The organism is Streptomyces sp. YIM S03343 (assembly GCF_054729195.1).
In genome coordinates this window covers 579,651-595,409 of sequence record NZ_JBPUKX010000001.1, presented here as the reverse complement: position 1 = coordinate 595,409, position 15,759 = coordinate 579,651, and the positions used below count along the sequence as shown (strand labels likewise).

The window sequence follows — 15,759 nt, the reverse complement described above, 5'->3', positions numbered from 1 at the left end:
TCGATTCCGTGACCGCCGTCCCCTGAAGGAGAGGGAGCCTCGATCGTGCGTAAGGTGCTCATCGCCAACCGTGGCGAAATCGCTGTCCGTGTTGCCCGGGCCTGCCGGGACGCCGGCATAGCGAGTGTGGCTGTCTATGCCGACCCGGACCGGGACGCTCCGCACGTCCGCGCCGCCGACGAGGCGTTCGCCCTGGGCGGTGACACCCCGGCCGACAGCTACCTCGACGTGGGAAAGGTACTGAGGGCAGCGTGCGAGTCGGGCGCGGACGCGGTCCACCCCGGCTACGGCTTCCTCTCCGAGAACGCCAATTTCGCTCAGGCGGTCCTGGACGCGGGTCTGGTCTGGATCGGCCCGCCGCCGCAGGTCATCCGCGACCTCGGCGACAAGGTCGCCGCCCGGCACATCGCTCGGCGCGCGGGTGCTCCCCTGGTGGTGGGCACGGCGGACCCGGTGTCCGGGGTCGACGAGGTGGTCGCCTTCGCCGAGGAGCACGGTCTGCCGATCGCCATCAAGGCGGCGTTCAGCGGCGGCGGTCGCGGTCTGAAGGTGGCGCGGACGCCGGACGAGGTACCGGCGCTGTTCGAGTCGGCGGTCCGTGAGGCCGTGGCCGCCTTCGGGCGCGGCGAGTGCTTCGTGGAGCGCTACCTCGACCGGCCGCGGCATGTGGAGACCCAGTGCCTGGCCGACCGGCACGGCAACGTCGTGGTGATTTCCACGCGCGACTGCTCCCTCCAGCGCCGGCAGCAGAAGCTGGTGGTGGAGGCGCCGGCGCCTTTCCTGTCGGACGAGCAGGCGGCCGAGCTGTACCGGGCGTCGAAGGCCATCCTCAAGGAGGCCGGCTATGTCGGCGCGGGCACTGTCGAGTTCCTCGTGGGCAACGACGGCACGCTCTCCTTCCTGGAGGTCCACACCCGGCTCCAGGTCGAGCACCCGGTCACCGAGGAGATCTCCGGCATCGACCTGGTGCGCGAGATGTTCCGCATCGCCGACGGCGAGGCACTCGGCTACGACGACCCGCCGCTGCACGGTCACTCGATCGGGTTCCGTATCAACGCCGAGGACCCGGGCCGCGGCTTCCTCCCGGCATCCGGCACCGTGACGCGGTTCGTCCCGCCGTGCGGCCCCGGCGTCCGGCTCGACGCGGGCGTGGAGTGCGGCTCGGTCATCGGCCCCGCCTGGGACTCGCTGCTGGCCGAGCTGATCGTCACCGGCCACACCCGCGCCGAGGCGCTCCAGCGGGCCGCGCGTGGTCTGACGGAGCTCCAGATCGAGGGCATGGCCACGGCGATCCCGTTCCACCGCGCGGTGGTGAAGGACCCGGCGTTCGCTCCGGAGCTGACCGGCTCCGCCGAGCCGTTCACGGTCCACACCCGCTGGATCGAAACCGGGTTCGTCAACGGGACCAGGCCGTTCGCCGAGCCTGCCGATGTCGCGGAGGCGGAGAAGGAGCAGGGACGGGAGACGGTCGTGGTCGAGATCGGCGGCAAGCGCCTGGAGGTGTCTGTGCCGGCCTCTCTGGGCACGTCCCCGGCCCGCAAGGGCCCGGCCGCCGGTGCCAGGCCCAGGCGTCGCGCGGCCCGCAGGTCCGGCCCCGTGGCCTCCGGCGGCACCGTGGCCGCCCCGATGCAGGGCACCATCGTCAAGGTCGCTGTCGCGGAGGGCCAGGAGGTCGAGGAGGGTGACCTGGTCGTCGTCCTGGAGGCCATGAAGATGGAGCAGCCGCTGAACGCCCACAAGGCGGGCACCGTCAAGGGTCTGTCCGCGGAGGCCGGCGGCTTCGTCACCGCAGGCACCGTCATCTGCGAGATCCAGGACTAGGGCCTGTCCGGCGGATCGTGCCGGAGCGCCAGTGATTGCCGCCCCCAACTGGTATGAGCTATAAACAGAGAGTGGCTTTCAAAAACAGGAACTCCGGCTCTGTCGGCCGAGGAGGGGGCGCGGACATGGACGAGAAGGCGGTGGTGACGCCGTACGCGCGGCGCTGGTGGGCGCTGAGCGCGCTGGTGCTGAGTCTGCTGGTGATCGGCCTGGACATCACGATCCTGAACGTCGCACTGCCCACGCTCGCCACGGACCTGGAGGCGAGCAACCGGGACCTGCAGTGGATCGCCGACTCCTACACGCTGGTGTTCGCGGGCCTTCTGCTGCCCGCGGGTGTGCTCGGCGACCGCTACGGCCGCAAGAAGCTGATCATGGTCGGCCTCGTTGTCTTCGGTGTCGCGTCGGCGCTCAGCGCCTGGTCGTCCAGCGCGAACGAACTGATCTGGGCCCGAGGGCTGCTGGGCGTCGGAGCGGCGATCGTCACGCCCCTGAGCCTGTCGATCCTCCCCGCGATGTTCCCGGAGGAGGAGCGGGGCAAGGCCATCGCCATCTGGTCGACGGGCACGGTCCTCGGGTTGCCTCTGGGGCCGATCCTGGGCGGCTATCTCCTCGAGCACTTCTGGTGGGGATCGGTCTTCCTCATCAATGTGCCCGTCATCGTGCTGGGCCTGCTGTGTGCCGCGATCCTGCTCCCCGAGTCGCGTGATCCTTCGAAGCCGAAAGTGGACGTGTTCGGAGGGATCCTGTCCACGGCCGGTCTGTGCAGCCTGCTGTTCGGCATCATCGAGGGGCCCGAAAGGGGATGGGGCGACGGACTGGTCCTCGGTTCCATCTGGCTCGGCATCGTCGTGCTGGTGGCTTTTGTCTTCTGGGAGGCCCGGGTTCGCGAGCCCCTGATCGACCTGGCCCTTTTCAGGAACCGCAGTTTCTCCACCGCCACCCTCGCGCTGACCATTCTTTCCTTTGTGCTGTACGGCATCCTGTTCATCACTCCCCAGTACCTTCAGGTGGTCCTGGACAATTCGGCACTGGGGACCGGGGTGAAGCTTCTGCCTCTGGTGCTCGCCTACATGGCGGGCGCCGGCGTGAGCGATCCTCTGGTGTCCCGGATCGGTGCCCGCTGGGTGATGGGCGCCGGACTCGCCGTTCTCGGTGTGGGCATGGCGGTGATGGCCGGTATCACGGCGGACAGTTCCTACACCTATGCGGCCGGCTCCTGCGTCATCCTGGGCGTGGGACTGGGAATCGCTCTGCCGCCGTCCGTCGAGATGGTGATGAATGTTCTGCCCCCCGGGCAGACCGGTCGCGGCACCGCGCTGACCACGGCCTTGCGGCAGGTGGGCGGTGCTCTCGGTATCGCCGTGCTGGGCAGCATGCTGGCCTCCACCTACCGCGACGGAGTCGAGGAGGCCGCCCGCACGGTGCCCCCGGGGCTGCGCGGACCGGTGAAGGACTCGGTGGCGGCGGCCGCGGCCGCCGCCGACGAATTGGGCGCTTCCGGCGAAGCGCTTCGAAACGCCGCCTACAAGGCGTTCGCAGATGGCATGAACTCTCTTTCGGTAGTCTGTAGTATCGTCGCGTTCCTGGGTGCGGTGGCGGTCCCACTCCTGTTGCCGAGGGGGAGTGCCCGGCAGGGTGACGAAGACACGGGGCGGCGGGTTCACGGCAGCACCTCTGCCGGTTCCGGCGCCTGAGGAAAAAAGTTACGGCCTTGGCCGGCCACGCCCGCTCGGCGTGGCCGGCCCCTTCGTACCAGAAGAAGAGGTGTCTGCGATGCCGCCAGTACCCGGCTTGCGGGAGCGCAAGAAAATGCGAGTACGAAAGGACATCAGGCGCGAAGCCATTCGGCTCTTCATCGAATCGGGCTACGACGGGACAACGATCGAGCAGATCGCTGAAGCCGCAGAAGTCTCGCCCAGCACCTTTTTCCGGTACTTTCCGACCAAAGAGCATGTGGTTTTCGCCGACGAATACGACCCCGCGCTGCAGGAGGCGATTTCCTCCCGTCCCGAGACGGAGCCGGTTCTGGTGGCTGTCCGCAACGGGATCGTCGAGTTGTGCCGAACGGCTCTGTCCGCCGAACAGGACGAACTGCTGGTGCGTATGCAGCTCATCGACCGCGTGCCCGCGTTGCGTTCGCGGCTGCCGCAACACCAGCGCGACGAATCAGGTTTCATAGCGACTTTTCTTGCCCAGCGGCTGGGGCGCCGGCCCGATGACGTAGAGATCCGTGTGCTCGTCGGCATGCTCGGATCGATGGTGGCGGAGGTGCTGCTCGACTGGGCGAGAACGGGGGGAGAGCGCTCCTTGGAGGAGATGTTCGTGACCCTCTTCGATCATCTCGCCGAGATCTTCACGCCTGTGAACGCGGACTCCTCGTCCTGAGCGCCGGGCCGTCCGGCGGGGTCAGTGGGCCGGACACCCTGATGCCGATGCGTCCGGGGGATTAAACGACGGCTCAGGGCATCCGGCTCGCGGGCAGTCGGCCCGCGCTTACGGTAGTGAGTATATTTTGACACGCACCCTCATGTCAAAGCTCCTTCCTGCTTCCCTGTGGGCCGACCACGCCACGGGCCTGCGAGGTCGGCCCGCAGAGCGTGCCCCTTCCTCTGAGAGGGAGGCAAAGAAAATGCCACACACAAGTGTCTTGCGGGTTAATGACAGGGAAATCAAGGTTGCCTGCGAGAACTGAGGAGAATTCCGGTACAACCCCCGCCCGAGACGCGGTGTCTAAACGTGTGATCGGAAACAACATCCCCGCACACAGGTGCGGCCTCAGGTGACGACGAAATTCACAGGCGTCTTTCCTCGTCGCCCCTGATCATCACTGATTCCGCGAAGGGTTATTTCTGCATGCGCACGTTAAGGACCATCGCCGCCACCGCCTCTCTCGCTCTCGCCCTCGGAGGAGGCGTGTTCGCGGCGTCCACCGCCCAGGCGGCCACGGCGACTTCGGGCTCTCTCGTCCACGCCGACGGCGAGCTCTGGTACAAGGCCACTGCCGGACAGACCAACAACCTGACGGTCACCGCGAAGGTCGTCGACGTCGACCCCTCGCAGTTCGGTGACGACTACCTCCTCACCTTCCGCGACAAGTCCGACATCACCATCTCCACGAGCGAGTGCAGCTACCCGTCGGCGACCGACCACAAGGTCGCCCAGTGCACGGTGCCCATCCCTGTGGGCTCCGACGACTCGGACGACTACGACGTCGACCTCGGCGACGGCAACGACACCGCGACGGTCACCGGCTCCGCGTACACCTCGATCCACGGTGGCAAGGGCAACGACGTCATCAAGGGCAGCGCCGCCGCCGTGCTCTACGGGGACGACGGCAACGACCGCCTCGACGGTGGCGGAGGCGTCTGGGCCATGGGCCCGTTCGGCGGCGCGGGCAACGACACCATCACCGACTGCGACGCCCAGTGCCACGGCGGTCCCGGCAACGACAGCCTCACGGGCACCGCCTCGGGGCAGGAATTCGGTATGTACGGGGACGACGGCAACGACGTCATCCACGGCGGCTCCGGTGCCGACATCCTCTTCGGAGGCAAGGGCAACGACAAGCTGTACGGCGACAACGGCAACGACAAGATCTACGGCAACAGCGGTAACGACCTGCTGCACGGCGGCAAGGGCACGGACAGGCTCTCCGGCGGCCCGGGCACCGACAAGGTCTACCAGAACTAGAACGACCGGAGCTCAGGCCCATGAGGGGTGTGAGGGAACACGGTCTCCCTCACGCCCCCGCCCTGCCTGCCGGCCCAAGGCGTCGAGGTAGACGGAGAGCTGACCGGCGGCGTGCAGCTGGGCCGTGCCACGGGACCTGAGGTCGCGGCGCCACTCGTCGAGTGCCCCGGCGAGCGCTGTGAGGCTGCCGGCGTCGCGGAGTTGTCCGAGGACGGTGGCGATGGTGCCCAGGGTCTGGCCTCCTCGGCGCAGCAGGTGCGCCAGTTCGGCGTCGCGTACGTCCAGTGCGAGGTACCGGCGGTGCCCGGTGTGCGGGTCATGCTGCGGGGCGAGGACTCCGGCGCGTTCCCAGGCGCGCAGGGTGGCCGGGCTGAGCTGGAGATGGCGGGCGAGTTCACCGATGCTGTACGGCGCCCCGGTGCCGGCCGCTGTGTCCGAGGTGGGGCCTCCGAGACGGGAAAGCGCCGCTTCGACGGTTCGTAGCGTGCTGCGGTCGCGAGCCAGGAGCGCGTGCCCGGCGTCGATGTGCTCCAGTGCTTCGTCCAGCCGGCCGCTGGTGACGGCCTGCATGATGCGCCGGCCCGTCGCGTAGCCGAAGGCAGGGACGAGCGCCAGGTACGCCGTGAGGCCGGCGGCATGAGCGGCGGTGTAGTCCCGGTACCCCGTCCGGCTGCGGCGAGCAGGCGGGAGGATGCCCGCGTCCTCGTAGTTGCGAACCGCCTGCGTGGAGAGGCCATGGTGACGAGCCAGGTCCACGGGTCGCATGTGACCTCCGGTTGAGGGTTTTGGACGCGTGTAAGGGGAAAACCAGCGGCAAAGTTTCCACCGAGCGTTCAAGAATACGATTCAGGAACATGGCACAGAGCACGCACACCGTGTCCGGAGACTTCGACCTGACGATGGACGAACTGCGCCTCGTGGCGCGGTACGTGGTCCGGCACGCAGAGGACGTCCTGCCGGTCTTCGAGCAGGCTGTTCCCGATGATCCGCGCCCTCGTGCCGCGATCGACGCGGCCTGGGCGTTCATCAACGGCGCGAACAGGACGAAGTTGCAGCGCGTCACGTCCCTCGAAGCGCATCGAGCCGCTCGGTCGGCGCCCTCCGAGGCTGCGCGACTGGCCGCGCGGTCCGCGGGTGACGCCGCGTCGGCTGCATACCTGCATCCCATCGCCCGGGCCAGTCAGGTCGGCCATATCCTGCGAGCCTCCGCGAGCGCCGCGCGTATCGGGGAGATGGCGGCGGGTGGTGACCCCGCCCTCGGGGATGCCCTGCTGGAACGGTCGCGGCGGCGCGCGACACCGGAGCTCGTCGATGTGCTCCGCCGCTACCCGCCCGTGCCGAGCGGCAGCAGTCGTGTCGCGCTGCTGATGAGCGCTCTGGATCATTCCCTGCGCCGGGCGGCCGACCGGTCGACAGGGCACACCGCAGGCAGTCGCGCCAACATGCTCGGGAAGGAGCGCACATCATGATCCTCCCAAAGGTCCGTGACCCCCGCGTTGTGACGATCCGCCGTGGTGGGACGCTCACCGATGCAGATCACCGGCTCCTTGCCCTATGGGCTGCCTTGTGCGCGGAGCACGTCCTGCACCTCTTCGAGACGGCGCGGCCTGCGGACCCGCGACCGCGCCAGGCGATCGAGCACGCGCGGGCCTGGGTACGTGGTGAGGTCAAGATGATGCAGGCCCGCGCGGCGGGCGGCCATGCGATGGGGGCGGCCAGAGATCTGCGCGGGGCGGCACGGCATGCCGCGTACGCCGCCGGCCAGGCCGGGGTGGTCGCCCACGTCGCCGCGCACGAACTCGGGGCGGCCGCCTACGCGATCAAGGCGGCACGCGCAGCGGCACCGGAAGGCCGCAGCGAGGCCGCAGGGCGACTCGAGTGCCAGTGGCAGCGCGATCAGCTTCCGGAGGCGATCCGCGAACTCGTACTCGACGACCAGAGGATGCGCAACGACATCTGCTGGTCGGTGTTCGACTGCTGAAGCCGAACCTTGCCGCCCTCACGACTCGCCCTGCCACCCGGCAGGGCGCGGGGTGTTCATCCGGGATGTGCGATCACGGTGGCGAGGGCCACATCGCGTCACTATCACGTGCTAGTGAAAGTGGGCTACGTTAGGAGCTGAGGGCCTCCGCACGCAGAGGCCACGCCGAGAGAGCCCCATCGTCGCCATGACCGATCTCGCCTTTCCGCACCTGCGCGCCCGCGCGCACGACGTTCTCTTCGAGCCGACCTCGATCGGCCGTCTGACTCTGAAGAACCGTTTCGCCATGGCCCCGATGGGCCCGCTGGGCTTCGCCGACTCCGAGGGCGGGTGGAACGCACGCGGCATCGAGTACTACGTGGCGCGCGCCCGCGGCGGCGTGGGCCTGATCCACACCGGCGTGACGTTCGTGGAGAACCCCGCCGAGTGGGTTCCGCAGCCCAACTGCGCGTCCTCCGTGCTGAACCCTGGTCACTTCGTCCGCACCTCCCGGGAGATGACCGAGCGGGTGCACGCCTACGACGCGGCGATCATGCTGCAGATGTCCGCAGGCTTCGGCCGCGTGATCATGCCTAACTTCCTGCCCGCCGGACAACTTCCCGTGGCACCCTCGGCGATCCCGCACCGCTGGACCGACCTGACCTGCCGCGAGATGACGGTCGAGGAGATCCGCAAGACCGTCGAGAACTTCGGCAAGGGGGCGGCCAACGCGCAGAAGGCCGGCTTCGACGGGGTGCAGATCCACGCCGTGCACGAGGGCTACCTGCTCGACCAGTTCGCCATCGCGATGTTCAACCAGCGCACCGACGCCTACGGCGGCTCGCTGGAGAACCGGCTGCGGTTCGCGAAGGAGATCCTCGAAGAGATCAAGACCCGCTGCGGCGACGACTTCCCGGTCACGCTCCGGTTCTCCCCGAAGTCGATGATCAAGGACTGGCGCGTCGGCGCGATGCCCGGCGAGGAGTTCACCGAGATGGGCCGCGACATGCCCGAGGGCATGGAGGCGGCGCGGCTGCTGACCGACTGGGGCTACGACGCCCTCGACCTCGACGTCGGCTCCTACGACTCCTGGTACTGGTCGCACCCGCCGATGTACCAGGAGAAGGGCCTGTACATGCCCTACGCCAAGCCGGTGAAGGACGCGCTGCCCGACGTCCCGCTGATCCTGGCCGGCCGCATGGACGACCCCGACCGCGCCACCCGCGCGGTCACCGAGGGCTTCGCCGACATCATCAGCCTCGGCCGCCCGCTGCTCGCCGACCCCGACTACGTGAACAAGCTCCGCGCCGGCCGGCCGGAGCAGATCCGCCCGTGCATCTCCTGCCAGGAAGGCTGCATGGGCCGGATCCAGAAGTACACCGCGATCAACTGCGCGGTGAACCCCGAGGCCGGCCGGGAGTCGGACGACAGGATCCGCCCGGCCCTGCGCCCCAAGAAGGTCCTGATCGTCGGCGGCGGCATGGCCGGCATGGAGGCCGCCCGGGTTCTCGCCCTGCGCGGCCACCAGCCGGAGATCCACGAGTCGTCCGACCGGCTCGGGGGCGTCGTGGTCGCCGGTGGGCAGCCGTCCTTCAAGGAGGACGACCTCGACCTGATCCGCTGGTACGAGGGCCAGCTCGCCGAGCTCGGGGTCCCGGTGCACCTCGGCTCGTTCGTCACCGAGCAGACGATCACCGACACCGCCGCCGACCACGTCCTGGTCGCCACCGGGTCCCGGCCGCGCTCCCTCGACCTCGGCGACGCCGTCCCGGTCATCGAGGCGATCGACGCCCTCATGGACCCGAAGGACCTGCTCGGCAAGACAGTGGCGGTCGTCGGCGGAGGGCTGACCGGCTGCGAACTCGCCCTGCACCTCAAGGAGCTCGACCCGAGCACCCGGGTGACGATCGTCGAGGCGGGGGAGGACCTGCTGGCGGTCTCCGGCCCGATCTGCCACGCCAACCACGACATGCTGCACGACCTGGTGCCGTACCGCGGGATCGACGTCGTGACCGACGCCCTGGCCCGGCACACCACGGCCGACGGCCTGGTGGTCACGGCCGGCGGCGCCGAGCAGACCGTGGCCGCGGACATCGTGGTGACCGCCATCGGCTACCGCTCGAACGCCGACCTGCGCGAGGTGCTGCGCCGGTCACCCGTCCCGTCGCACGTGCTGGGCGACGCCCGCAGCGTTTCGAACATCATGTACGCGATCTGGGACGCCTTCGAGGTCGCCACTGCCGTCTGATCCCGACATCTGATCCGGACATCTGATCCCGACAGGGGCCGCGCGCGTGCCCTACGCTCCACGGCGGAGGTAACACATGGCCACGCACAACGCCCCTCAACGACGGCCGACGGCCCAGGACGTCGCCGACGCCGCAGGCGTGTCCCGGGCCACGGTCGGTTTCGTCCTCAACGACACCCCCTCGCAGACGATCTCCGAGCCGACCCGGCGCGCGGTCCTCGCCGCGGCCGAGCGCCTGGGCTACGTGCCGTCCGCGGCCGCGCGCACCCTGCGCTCCGGGCGCTCGCGCCTGGTGCTGTGCCTGGTGCCGCCCTGGGCCACCACCGAGGCACTGTCGGACTTCGTGCAGCGCACCGCCGCCGAGCTCCACGCCCTCGGGTACGTCACCGTCACCCATGTGACGACGACCTCCTCGCTGCGCGACCTGCTGGCCGCCGCCTCTCCCGCGGCGGTGATCTCCCTGGCGCCCGTCGAACCGGCGGAGGAGGCCCGGCTGCGCACCCTGCGGATCCCGTACGTGCACGGCTACCTGCTCGACTACCCCGGCCACCCGCACTCGCTGCCGCTGACCCAGCAGGCGATGGGCGCACTGCAGGCGAGCCACCTCCGCGAGCGCGGTTTCGAGCGGCTGGTGTACGTGCAGCCGACCGACGTCGGGCACCCCGGGCGGGCCGACGGCCGGCACACCGGGGTGCTGACCGGCGCCGGTGGACTGCCGGTGGAACGGGTGGTCTACGCCGACGCCGAGGCGCTCGCCGCGCTGGTGCGCGCCTGGGCGGACGACCCGCGCCGCACCGGCGTGTGCGCCTTCGACGACCTGACCGCTCTGGAACTGCTCGCCGCCCTGGACGGCGCCGGCGTCGACGTGCCCGGCCGCGTGGGCGTCGTCGGCGTAGACGACTCCAGCGCGGCGCCTTTCGCCCACCCGCCCCTCACCTCGGTGCGGCTCAACCTCGCCAGTCAGTCACGCGACCTCGCGGCCAGGGCGCACGCCGCGGTGCGCCGCGGCACCGCAGCCCCGGCCGACACCCCCGACACCACCGCGCCCACCGCCGACGAGCCGACCGCCCGGATCGTCCCCCGCGCGTCCGCCTGACCCGCGGGAACGGCCGCCCCCGTGGCGGCCGTTTAGGCTCTCGGCATGCAGCGCAGCGATGTCACGCTCCAGGGCGTGGCCGGGGTGCGGCATGTGGCGCTGGAGGATCCGCTGGAGTGAGCGAACAGGGGAGGACGATGGAGCAAGAGCACGGACAGGTGGACGCCGCCGTCACCTTGGGTCTACTTGCCGCCTGGGCCCTGCACGACGCCGAGGAACTGGCGACCGTGCCCTGGTGGCTGCGGCGGAACCTCCCCGAACTGCGAGAGCGTTTCCCCGTCGTCCCCGAACGCGTCTGGCGGCGGGCCGAGGATCTCGACGCCCGTGAATTCACCGTGGCCGTAGGGGTGATGGCGGTGATCGTCGCGGGCGCGGCCGGTGCCGGGCATCTCAGCGGTGGCCGCAACGCCGTCTACCAGACCGCACTCGACGCCTTCGGCCTCCACGGCCTTGTCCACCTGGCCCAGGCGGCCGCCATCCGCGGCTACACCCCCGGTTCCGCCACCTCGACCGTTCTCGTGGTGCCGTTCACCCTCTGGGCGCGTGGCCGGTTGCGCCGCGCCGGCGTGCTGCGTCCCAGGCGGCCTCGGGACGCGGCCCTCGGCCTCGCCGTCGCCGGCGCGGCGACGGTCGCCGCACACATGGCGGCGCGCAGGCTGTTGCGGGGCCGACCCGGCGAGGTGCCGGACGGCCACTAGGGCGTTTCTGACAATTCGCGTCGGATCAGCGCGCGGCGTCTGGTGCGGTGCATCGCAAGGCGGAGGATCGCCCGCGTACTGGACGTACTCGGGTGATCCGACAACGCGGCGAGGTGCCGTGCCAGGCGTCGCGCGCCGGGCGGGAATTGTCAGATACGCCCTAGCCCCGCCGGACACCGCGACCCTGACCGAGCGCGGGCAGGGCCGCCCGGGCCGGGCGACAACGGCTTCCGCCAGTCGGTCGGCGGCAAGGTACGCACGGCGGCGGGGCGGCATGGCGGCTCAGGTGTGCACGGCGCCTCGTCCGCGTACCGCGGCGTGGCGGCACCGGCGCATACGGCCGCGCCCTCATGCGAGGTCGAGGACCGCGCCCGCCGTGTGTTCGTCGGTCACCAGGACGTCCAGGTAGCCGCCGCGCAGTGCGCCCAGGATCGCCCGGGCCCGCTCGCGGCCCGGCGCCACGGCGATGACCAGGGGGATGTTCCGTAGCGCGGCCGCGCCGATGCCGATGGTGCGGTCGCTGAACTCGGTCGGGACGATCTGGCCGGCAGCGTCGTAGAACTGGGCGCACAGGTGGCCGACGGCGCCGCTCTTGCGGATCCGGCGGGCGTCCTCGTCGCTGATCCAGCCCTCGAAGATGTGCCCCGAGTCGGGGGAGGCCGTGGTGCCGATGCCGACGACGGCGATGTCGGCCGCGGTCCCCATCGTCAGCGTCGCCGAGATGACCCTCTCGCGCTGCAGGGCGGCGCAGGTGCTGGCGTCGCCGACGATGAGGGGCGCGGGCAGCGCCCGGTACGTGCCGCCGATCGCGTTCGCCAGGCGGCGGCAGATCGTGGGGCCGTCGATCATCGGGTTGTCCGGGCCGAGCGAGCCGATGATCTGGGCGACGCAGGTGCCGAAGTGGCGGCTGTGCGGCATCTGCGACACCAGCGCAGCCAGCGACCGGCCGTTGGACACCCCGATCACCATGTCGTCGCGCAGCACAGAGGAGAGATACGAGGCCGCCACCCGGCCGGTCTGCTCCATGAGGGCGGCGCTCGACCGCGCGCCCACCACCCGGACCGCCGACAGCGAGAACTTCTCCATCAGGCGCTCTTCGAGGTACCCGGCGCGCTCCAGGACATGGCCCACCTCGATCCTGACGATCCCCAGCTCGCGGCATTCGCGCAGCATTCGGGAGACCGTGGGGCGCGACCAGCCCAGCTCCTTGGCGATCTCGGCCTGGGTGGCGTTGGCCTCGTAGTACATTCTGGCCACTTTGAGCAACAGGGCCACACGCTGCCGGTCGGCTTCCGCGCCGCTCTCCCGCCAGCCTTGCTCACCTATCTCACTCTGCACAATTGTGCATCCTAGACGGTCCCCGGGGCCGCTATCAACAGTAGGTGCCTGAGAAAAGCAACGTCAGAGCCACGTCAGTGTCCTGGCCTGACAGCGGTGGTCGTGAACATATGTGCACAGCCCGGTTGTTGCCCGGTGCCGGGACTCCTAGCTTGCGTACTGCCGCTCGGGCACAGATTGCGCCAACAGAGCGGGCCTTCACTGCCGCCGCACGGTGCGGTGGCTCGTTGAGAGGAGCGCCCTATGCCTTTCGCCCGCACGATCACCGGGGACGTCGACCCCAGCACCCTCGGTGTCGTGAACGCGCACGACCATCTGATCCGCACCGGAGCCGGCGAGGTCTATCTGGACCCCGACCACCTGCTCGACGACGTCGACAAGGCGGTACAGGAGGCGGAGTACTTCGTCGACGCCGCCCGCAACTGGGCCGGCAGCGGGACCGTGGTCGACATGTGCCCGGCGAACTGCGGCCGCGATGTGGAGAAGCTGGCCGAGGTGCAGTCCCGCGTCGACGGGCTCCAGATCATCGTGGCGACCGGTTTCCACCAGGAGAAGGTGTACCTGGAGACACGCAACCACTGGGTCACCCGGTACACGGTCAACCGTATCGCCGACCTGATCATCGCCGACATCGTCGAGGGCGTCGACCGGCACGACTACTGCGGGCCCGTCGTCGAGCGCACCGGCCACCGTGCCGGCGTGATCAAGTTCGCGTCCGCCTACGGCAAGATCACCGACTGGGAACGCAAGACGCTCGAAGCGGCCGCGATCGCGTCGAAGGAGACGGGCTGCCCGATCAACACGCACACCAGCGCGGGAACCGCCGCTCTCGAGCAGGCGAAGGCGTTCGTCGAGCTGGGCGTCGACCCGGCGAAGGTCGCCATCGGCCATGTGCAGCGCAACGCCGACGTCTGGTACCTGGCGCAGATCGCGAAGATGGGCTGCTACCTCGAACTGGACGGGACCTCGCGCATCAAGTACCTGCCCGACGCCAGCCGCGTGATGCTGGTCAGGGAACTGGAGCGGCTCGGCCACGGCCGGCAGATCCTGCTCGGCACGGACTCGGGCAAGCGCAGCTACCAGAAGTCCTACGGCGCCACCACGGGCGTCGACTTCGACCCTGCCGTCTTCGCGCCCCGGCTGCTGGACGAAGGGTTCGACAAGGACTACGTGCAGGACCTGCTGGTGAACAACGCCCGGCAGTTCTTCGCGTTCGGTGAAGGCCGCGCGTGATGAGTACGAACGCGGAGGGCAACGCGAAGGGCACCCGCCCCCGGCTGCAGATCGCTCTGGACACCTTCGACCTGCCCAGCGCCCTGCGCCCGCTCCAGCAGGCCGCACAGCACATCGACGTCATCGAGGTCGGAACGATCCTGTGCCTGAGCGAGGGCATGCGCGCCGTACGGGAGATCAAGGCGCTCTTCCCGGACCGTCCGGTCCTCGCGGATGTGCGCATCGCAGAAGCCGGCGCGGTCATCTCCCGGATGGCCTTCGAGGCCGGGGCCGACTGGGTCAGCGTGGTCGCCGGGGCGAGCATGACGACCGTCGAGGCGGTCGTCGCCGAGGCCGCCCGGCACGGCGGCGAGGTCCAGATCGAGCTGAACGACACATGGACGCCGGAGCAGGCGCGGGCATGGCGGGCGGCCGGGGTCACCCACGCCATCACCCACCGCAGCCGCGACGCCGAGCGCGACGGCCTGCCCGCCTGGGGACCGGCCGACCTCGACAACGTGTCGCTCCTGGCCGACCTCGGCTTCGTGGTCACCGTGACCGGCGGGGTCACCGCCGCTGAGCTGGAGGTCTTCGCCGGCCGGCCGGTCGGGATCGTCATCGCCGGACGGGCCATCGTCCAGGCGGCCGACCCGGAGAAGGCGGCGGCCGAGCTGGCGGACGCGCTGCGGAGGAACTGGCCATGAGCACGCTGCTGGCGGACCCCCGGGTCGCGGTCAACCCGGTGGGGATCTACGAGAAGGCCCTGCCGGCGGGGCGCCCCTGGCCGGAAACCCTGGCCGACGCGGCAGCCGCGGGCTACGAGTTCGTAGAGATCTCCATCGACGAGAGCGACGAGCGGCTGGCACGGCTGCGCTGGACACCGCAGCAGCGCCGCGCCTTCCGGGCCGCCACCCAGGACACCGGAATCCGTGTCCCCACGATCTGCCTGAGCGCCCACCGGCGGTTCGCACTCGGCAGCGCCGACCCGCAGGTGCGCGGCAAGGCGCGGGACATCCTGCGGGACGCCCTGCAACTCGCCGTCGACCTGGGCGTCCGCGTGGTGCAGCTCGCCGGGTACTACGTGTACTACGAACCGCACCGGCCGGATTCCCGGGCCCGCTACGTCGACGCGGTGGCCCAGGGGACCGACTGGGCGGCCGGCCTCGGCGTCAGCCTGGGCATCGAGAACGTCGACGGGCCGGACATCAACTCCGTTTCCCGGGCTCTCGAAGTGGTCCGCGAGATCGACTGCCCGTGGCTCCAGCTCTACCCGGACATCGGCAATCTCGCCGAGAACCAGCTCGACGTGGTGGCCGAGCTGAGGCTGGCCGAGGGCCGGGCCCTGGGCTTCCACGTCAAGGACGTACGGGTGGGCGAACCACGGCGCGTCCCGTTCGGCGGCGGAATCGCCCCGCTCGGCGCGGCCATGCGCGAGCTCGCGCGGCAGGGCTACGCCGGAAGCCTGCTGGTGGAGATGTGGAACGACGACGCCCCCGACTGGCGGGAGCGCTGCCAGGAGGCACGCCGGTACCTGGACGGGCTGGTCGCCCGGGCGGCCGACGAAGCCGGCCCGGCCGGGGAGCACACCACGGGGGCACTGACACCGGAGACACCGGAGACACCGGTGAAACCCGAGGCGCCCGAGGCATCCGAGGCACCCGAGAAACAAGGCAAGAAAGGAAAGAGGTAAAAG

General features: G+C 70.0%; 14 protein-coding genes. 12 read left to right on the top strand and 2 right to left on the bottom strand.

The window, feature by feature from the left end; translation table 11 throughout:
* The first annotated feature begins 45 nt into the window (after nt 1–45).
* The 4 genes from ACSYGN_RS02725 (at nt 46) to ACSYGN_RS02710 (ending at nt 5,514) form a co-directional block, all read left to right on the top strand.
* Complete coding sequence (locus ACSYGN_RS02725) at nt 46–1,821, top strand: acetyl/propionyl/methylcrotonyl-CoA carboxylase subunit alpha (protein WP_460391404.1); 1,776 nt, start codon at nt 46–48, stop codon at nt 1,819–1,821.
* Nucleotides 1,822–1,946: 125 nt separating this feature from the next.
* Nucleotides 1,947–3,518 carry a DHA2 family efflux MFS transporter permease subunit gene (locus ACSYGN_RS02720; RefSeq protein WP_460391402.1) on the top strand — a complete coding sequence of 524 codons (1,572 nt, stop codon included), beginning with the start codon at nt 1,947–1,949 and terminating at the stop codon, nt 3,516–3,518.
* The gene (locus ACSYGN_RS02715) at nt 3,460–4,209 is read left to right on the top strand and encodes an acyl-CoA-like ligand-binding transcription factor (RefSeq protein WP_460391400.1); all 750 of its coding nucleotides are present in this window, start codon (nt 3,460–3,462) and stop codon (nt 4,207–4,209) included. Before ACSYGN_RS02720 ends, ACSYGN_RS02715 begins: the two co-directional genes overlap by 59 nt.
* A 468-nt stretch (nt 4,210–4,677) precedes the next feature.
* Complete coding sequence (locus ACSYGN_RS02710) at nt 4,678–5,514, top strand: calcium-binding protein (RefSeq protein ID WP_460391398.1); 837 nt, start codon at nt 4,678–4,680, stop codon at nt 5,512–5,514.
* Between the two features lie 12 nt (nt 5,515–5,526).
* Here the strand turns inward: ACSYGN_RS02710 and ACSYGN_RS02705 are convergent, their stop codons facing one another.
* Entirely contained in the window at nt 5,527–6,279 is a 753-nt protein-coding gene (locus ACSYGN_RS02705) for a MerR family DNA-binding transcriptional regulator (protein ID WP_460391396.1), read from the bottom strand.
* An 89-nt stretch (nt 6,280–6,368) separates the two neighbouring features.
* On the opposite strand from ACSYGN_RS02705, the gene ACSYGN_RS02700 reads away from it, so the two are divergent.
* The 5 genes from ACSYGN_RS02700 to ACSYGN_RS02680 all read left to right on the top strand — a co-directional run bounded on the left by ACSYGN_RS02700 (nt 6,369) and on the right by ACSYGN_RS02680 (nt 11,516).
* Nucleotides 6,369–6,983: a putative immunity protein gene (locus tag ACSYGN_RS02700; RefSeq protein ID WP_460391394.1), complete on the top strand. Its 615-nt coding sequence runs from the start codon at nt 6,369–6,371 to the stop codon at nt 6,981–6,983.
* Nucleotides 6,980–7,495: a putative immunity protein gene (locus ACSYGN_RS02695; RefSeq protein ID WP_460391392.1), complete on the top strand. Its 516-nt coding sequence runs from the start codon at nt 6,980–6,982 to the stop codon at nt 7,493–7,495. The genes ACSYGN_RS02700 and ACSYGN_RS02695 overlap by 4 nt, the downstream gene beginning before the upstream one ends.
* 187 nt (nt 7,496–7,682) lie before the next feature.
* Nucleotides 7,683–9,722 carry an oxidoreductase gene (locus ACSYGN_RS02690; protein WP_460391390.1) on the top strand — a complete coding sequence of 680 codons (2,040 nt, stop codon included), beginning with the start codon at nt 7,683–7,685 and terminating at the stop codon, nt 9,720–9,722.
* 76 nt (nt 9,723–9,798) lie between these two features.
* A complete protein-coding gene (locus tag ACSYGN_RS02685; protein ID WP_460391388.1) occupies nt 9,799–10,818 on the top strand; it encodes a substrate-binding domain-containing protein in 1,020 nt (339 codons plus the stop codon).
* Nucleotides 10,819–10,955: 137 nt separating this feature from the next.
* Nucleotides 10,956–11,516, top strand: coding sequence for an HXXEE domain-containing protein (locus ACSYGN_RS02680; protein WP_460391386.1), 561 nt, complete (start codon nt 10,956–10,958; stop codon nt 11,514–11,516).
* A gap of 348 nt (nt 11,517–11,864) precedes the next feature.
* Here the strand turns inward: ACSYGN_RS02680 and ACSYGN_RS02675 are convergent, their stop codons facing one another.
* The gene (locus ACSYGN_RS02675; protein ID WP_460391384.1) at nt 11,865–12,854 is read right to left on the bottom strand and encodes a sugar-binding transcriptional regulator; all 990 of its coding nucleotides are present in this window, start codon (nt 12,852–12,854) and stop codon (nt 11,865–11,867) included.
* Nucleotides 12,855–13,097: 243 nt separating this feature from the next.
* On the opposite strand from ACSYGN_RS02675, the gene ACSYGN_RS02670 reads away from it, so the two are divergent.
* Genes ACSYGN_RS02670 through ACSYGN_RS02660 form a run of 3 tightly spaced genes read left to right on the top strand, consistent with a single transcriptional unit; the run spans nt 13,098 to nt 15,756 of the window.
* Nucleotides 13,098–14,087 (top strand): phosphotriesterase family protein, encoded by a 990-nt coding sequence (locus ACSYGN_RS02670; protein WP_460391382.1) that lies wholly within the window; start codon nt 13,098–13,100, stop codon nt 14,085–14,087.
* Nucleotides 14,087–14,770 carry an orotidine 5'-phosphate decarboxylase / HUMPS family protein gene (locus ACSYGN_RS02665; RefSeq protein WP_460391380.1) on the top strand — a complete coding sequence of 228 codons (684 nt, stop codon included), beginning with the start codon at nt 14,087–14,089 and terminating at the stop codon, nt 14,768–14,770. Before ACSYGN_RS02670 ends, ACSYGN_RS02665 begins: the two co-directional genes overlap by 1 nt.
* Nucleotides 14,767–15,756: an L-ribulose-5-phosphate 3-epimerase gene (locus ACSYGN_RS02660; RefSeq protein WP_460391378.1), complete on the top strand. Its 990-nt coding sequence runs from the start codon at nt 14,767–14,769 to the stop codon at nt 15,754–15,756. The genes ACSYGN_RS02665 and ACSYGN_RS02660 overlap by 4 nt, the downstream gene beginning before the upstream one ends.
* Nucleotides 15,757–15,759 lie beyond the last annotated feature (3 nt).

Bases quoted from the DNA above. Each gene is read 5' to 3' on its own strand.
- ACSYGN_RS02720 (WP_460391402.1), top strand. From the start codon at position 1,947: ATGGACGAGAAGGCGGTGGTGACGCCGTACGCGCGGCGCTGGTGGGCG.
- ACSYGN_RS02710 (WP_460391398.1), top strand. From the start codon at position 4,678: ATGCGCACGTTAAGGACCATCGCCGCCACCGCCTCTCTCGCTCTCGCC.
- ACSYGN_RS02705 (WP_460391396.1), bottom strand. From the start codon at position 6,279: ATGCGACCCGTGGACCTGGCTCGTCACCATGGCCTCTCCACGCAGGCG.
- ACSYGN_RS02700 (WP_460391394.1), top strand. From the start codon at position 6,369: ATGGCACAGAGCACGCACACCGTGTCCGGAGACTTCGACCTGACGATG.
- ACSYGN_RS02695 (WP_460391392.1), top strand. From the start codon at position 6,980: ATGATCCTCCCAAAGGTCCGTGACCCCCGCGTTGTGACGATCCGCCGT.
- ACSYGN_RS02690 (WP_460391390.1), top strand. From the start codon at position 7,683: ATGACCGATCTCGCCTTTCCGCACCTGCGCGCCCGCGCGCACGACGTT.
- ACSYGN_RS02685 (WP_460391388.1), top strand. From the start codon at position 9,799: ATGGCCACGCACAACGCCCCTCAACGACGGCCGACGGCCCAGGACGTC.
- ACSYGN_RS02680 (WP_460391386.1), top strand. From the start codon at position 10,956: ATGGAGCAAGAGCACGGACAGGTGGACGCCGCCGTCACCTTGGGTCTA.
- ACSYGN_RS02670 (WP_460391382.1), top strand. From the start codon at position 13,098: ATGCCTTTCGCCCGCACGATCACCGGGGACGTCGACCCCAGCACCCTC.
- ACSYGN_RS02665 (WP_460391380.1), top strand. From the start codon at position 14,087: ATGAGTACGAACGCGGAGGGCAACGCGAAGGGCACCCGCCCCCGGCTG.
- ACSYGN_RS02660 (WP_460391378.1), top strand. From the start codon at position 14,767: ATGAGCACGCTGCTGGCGGACCCCCGGGTCGCGGTCAACCCGGTGGGG.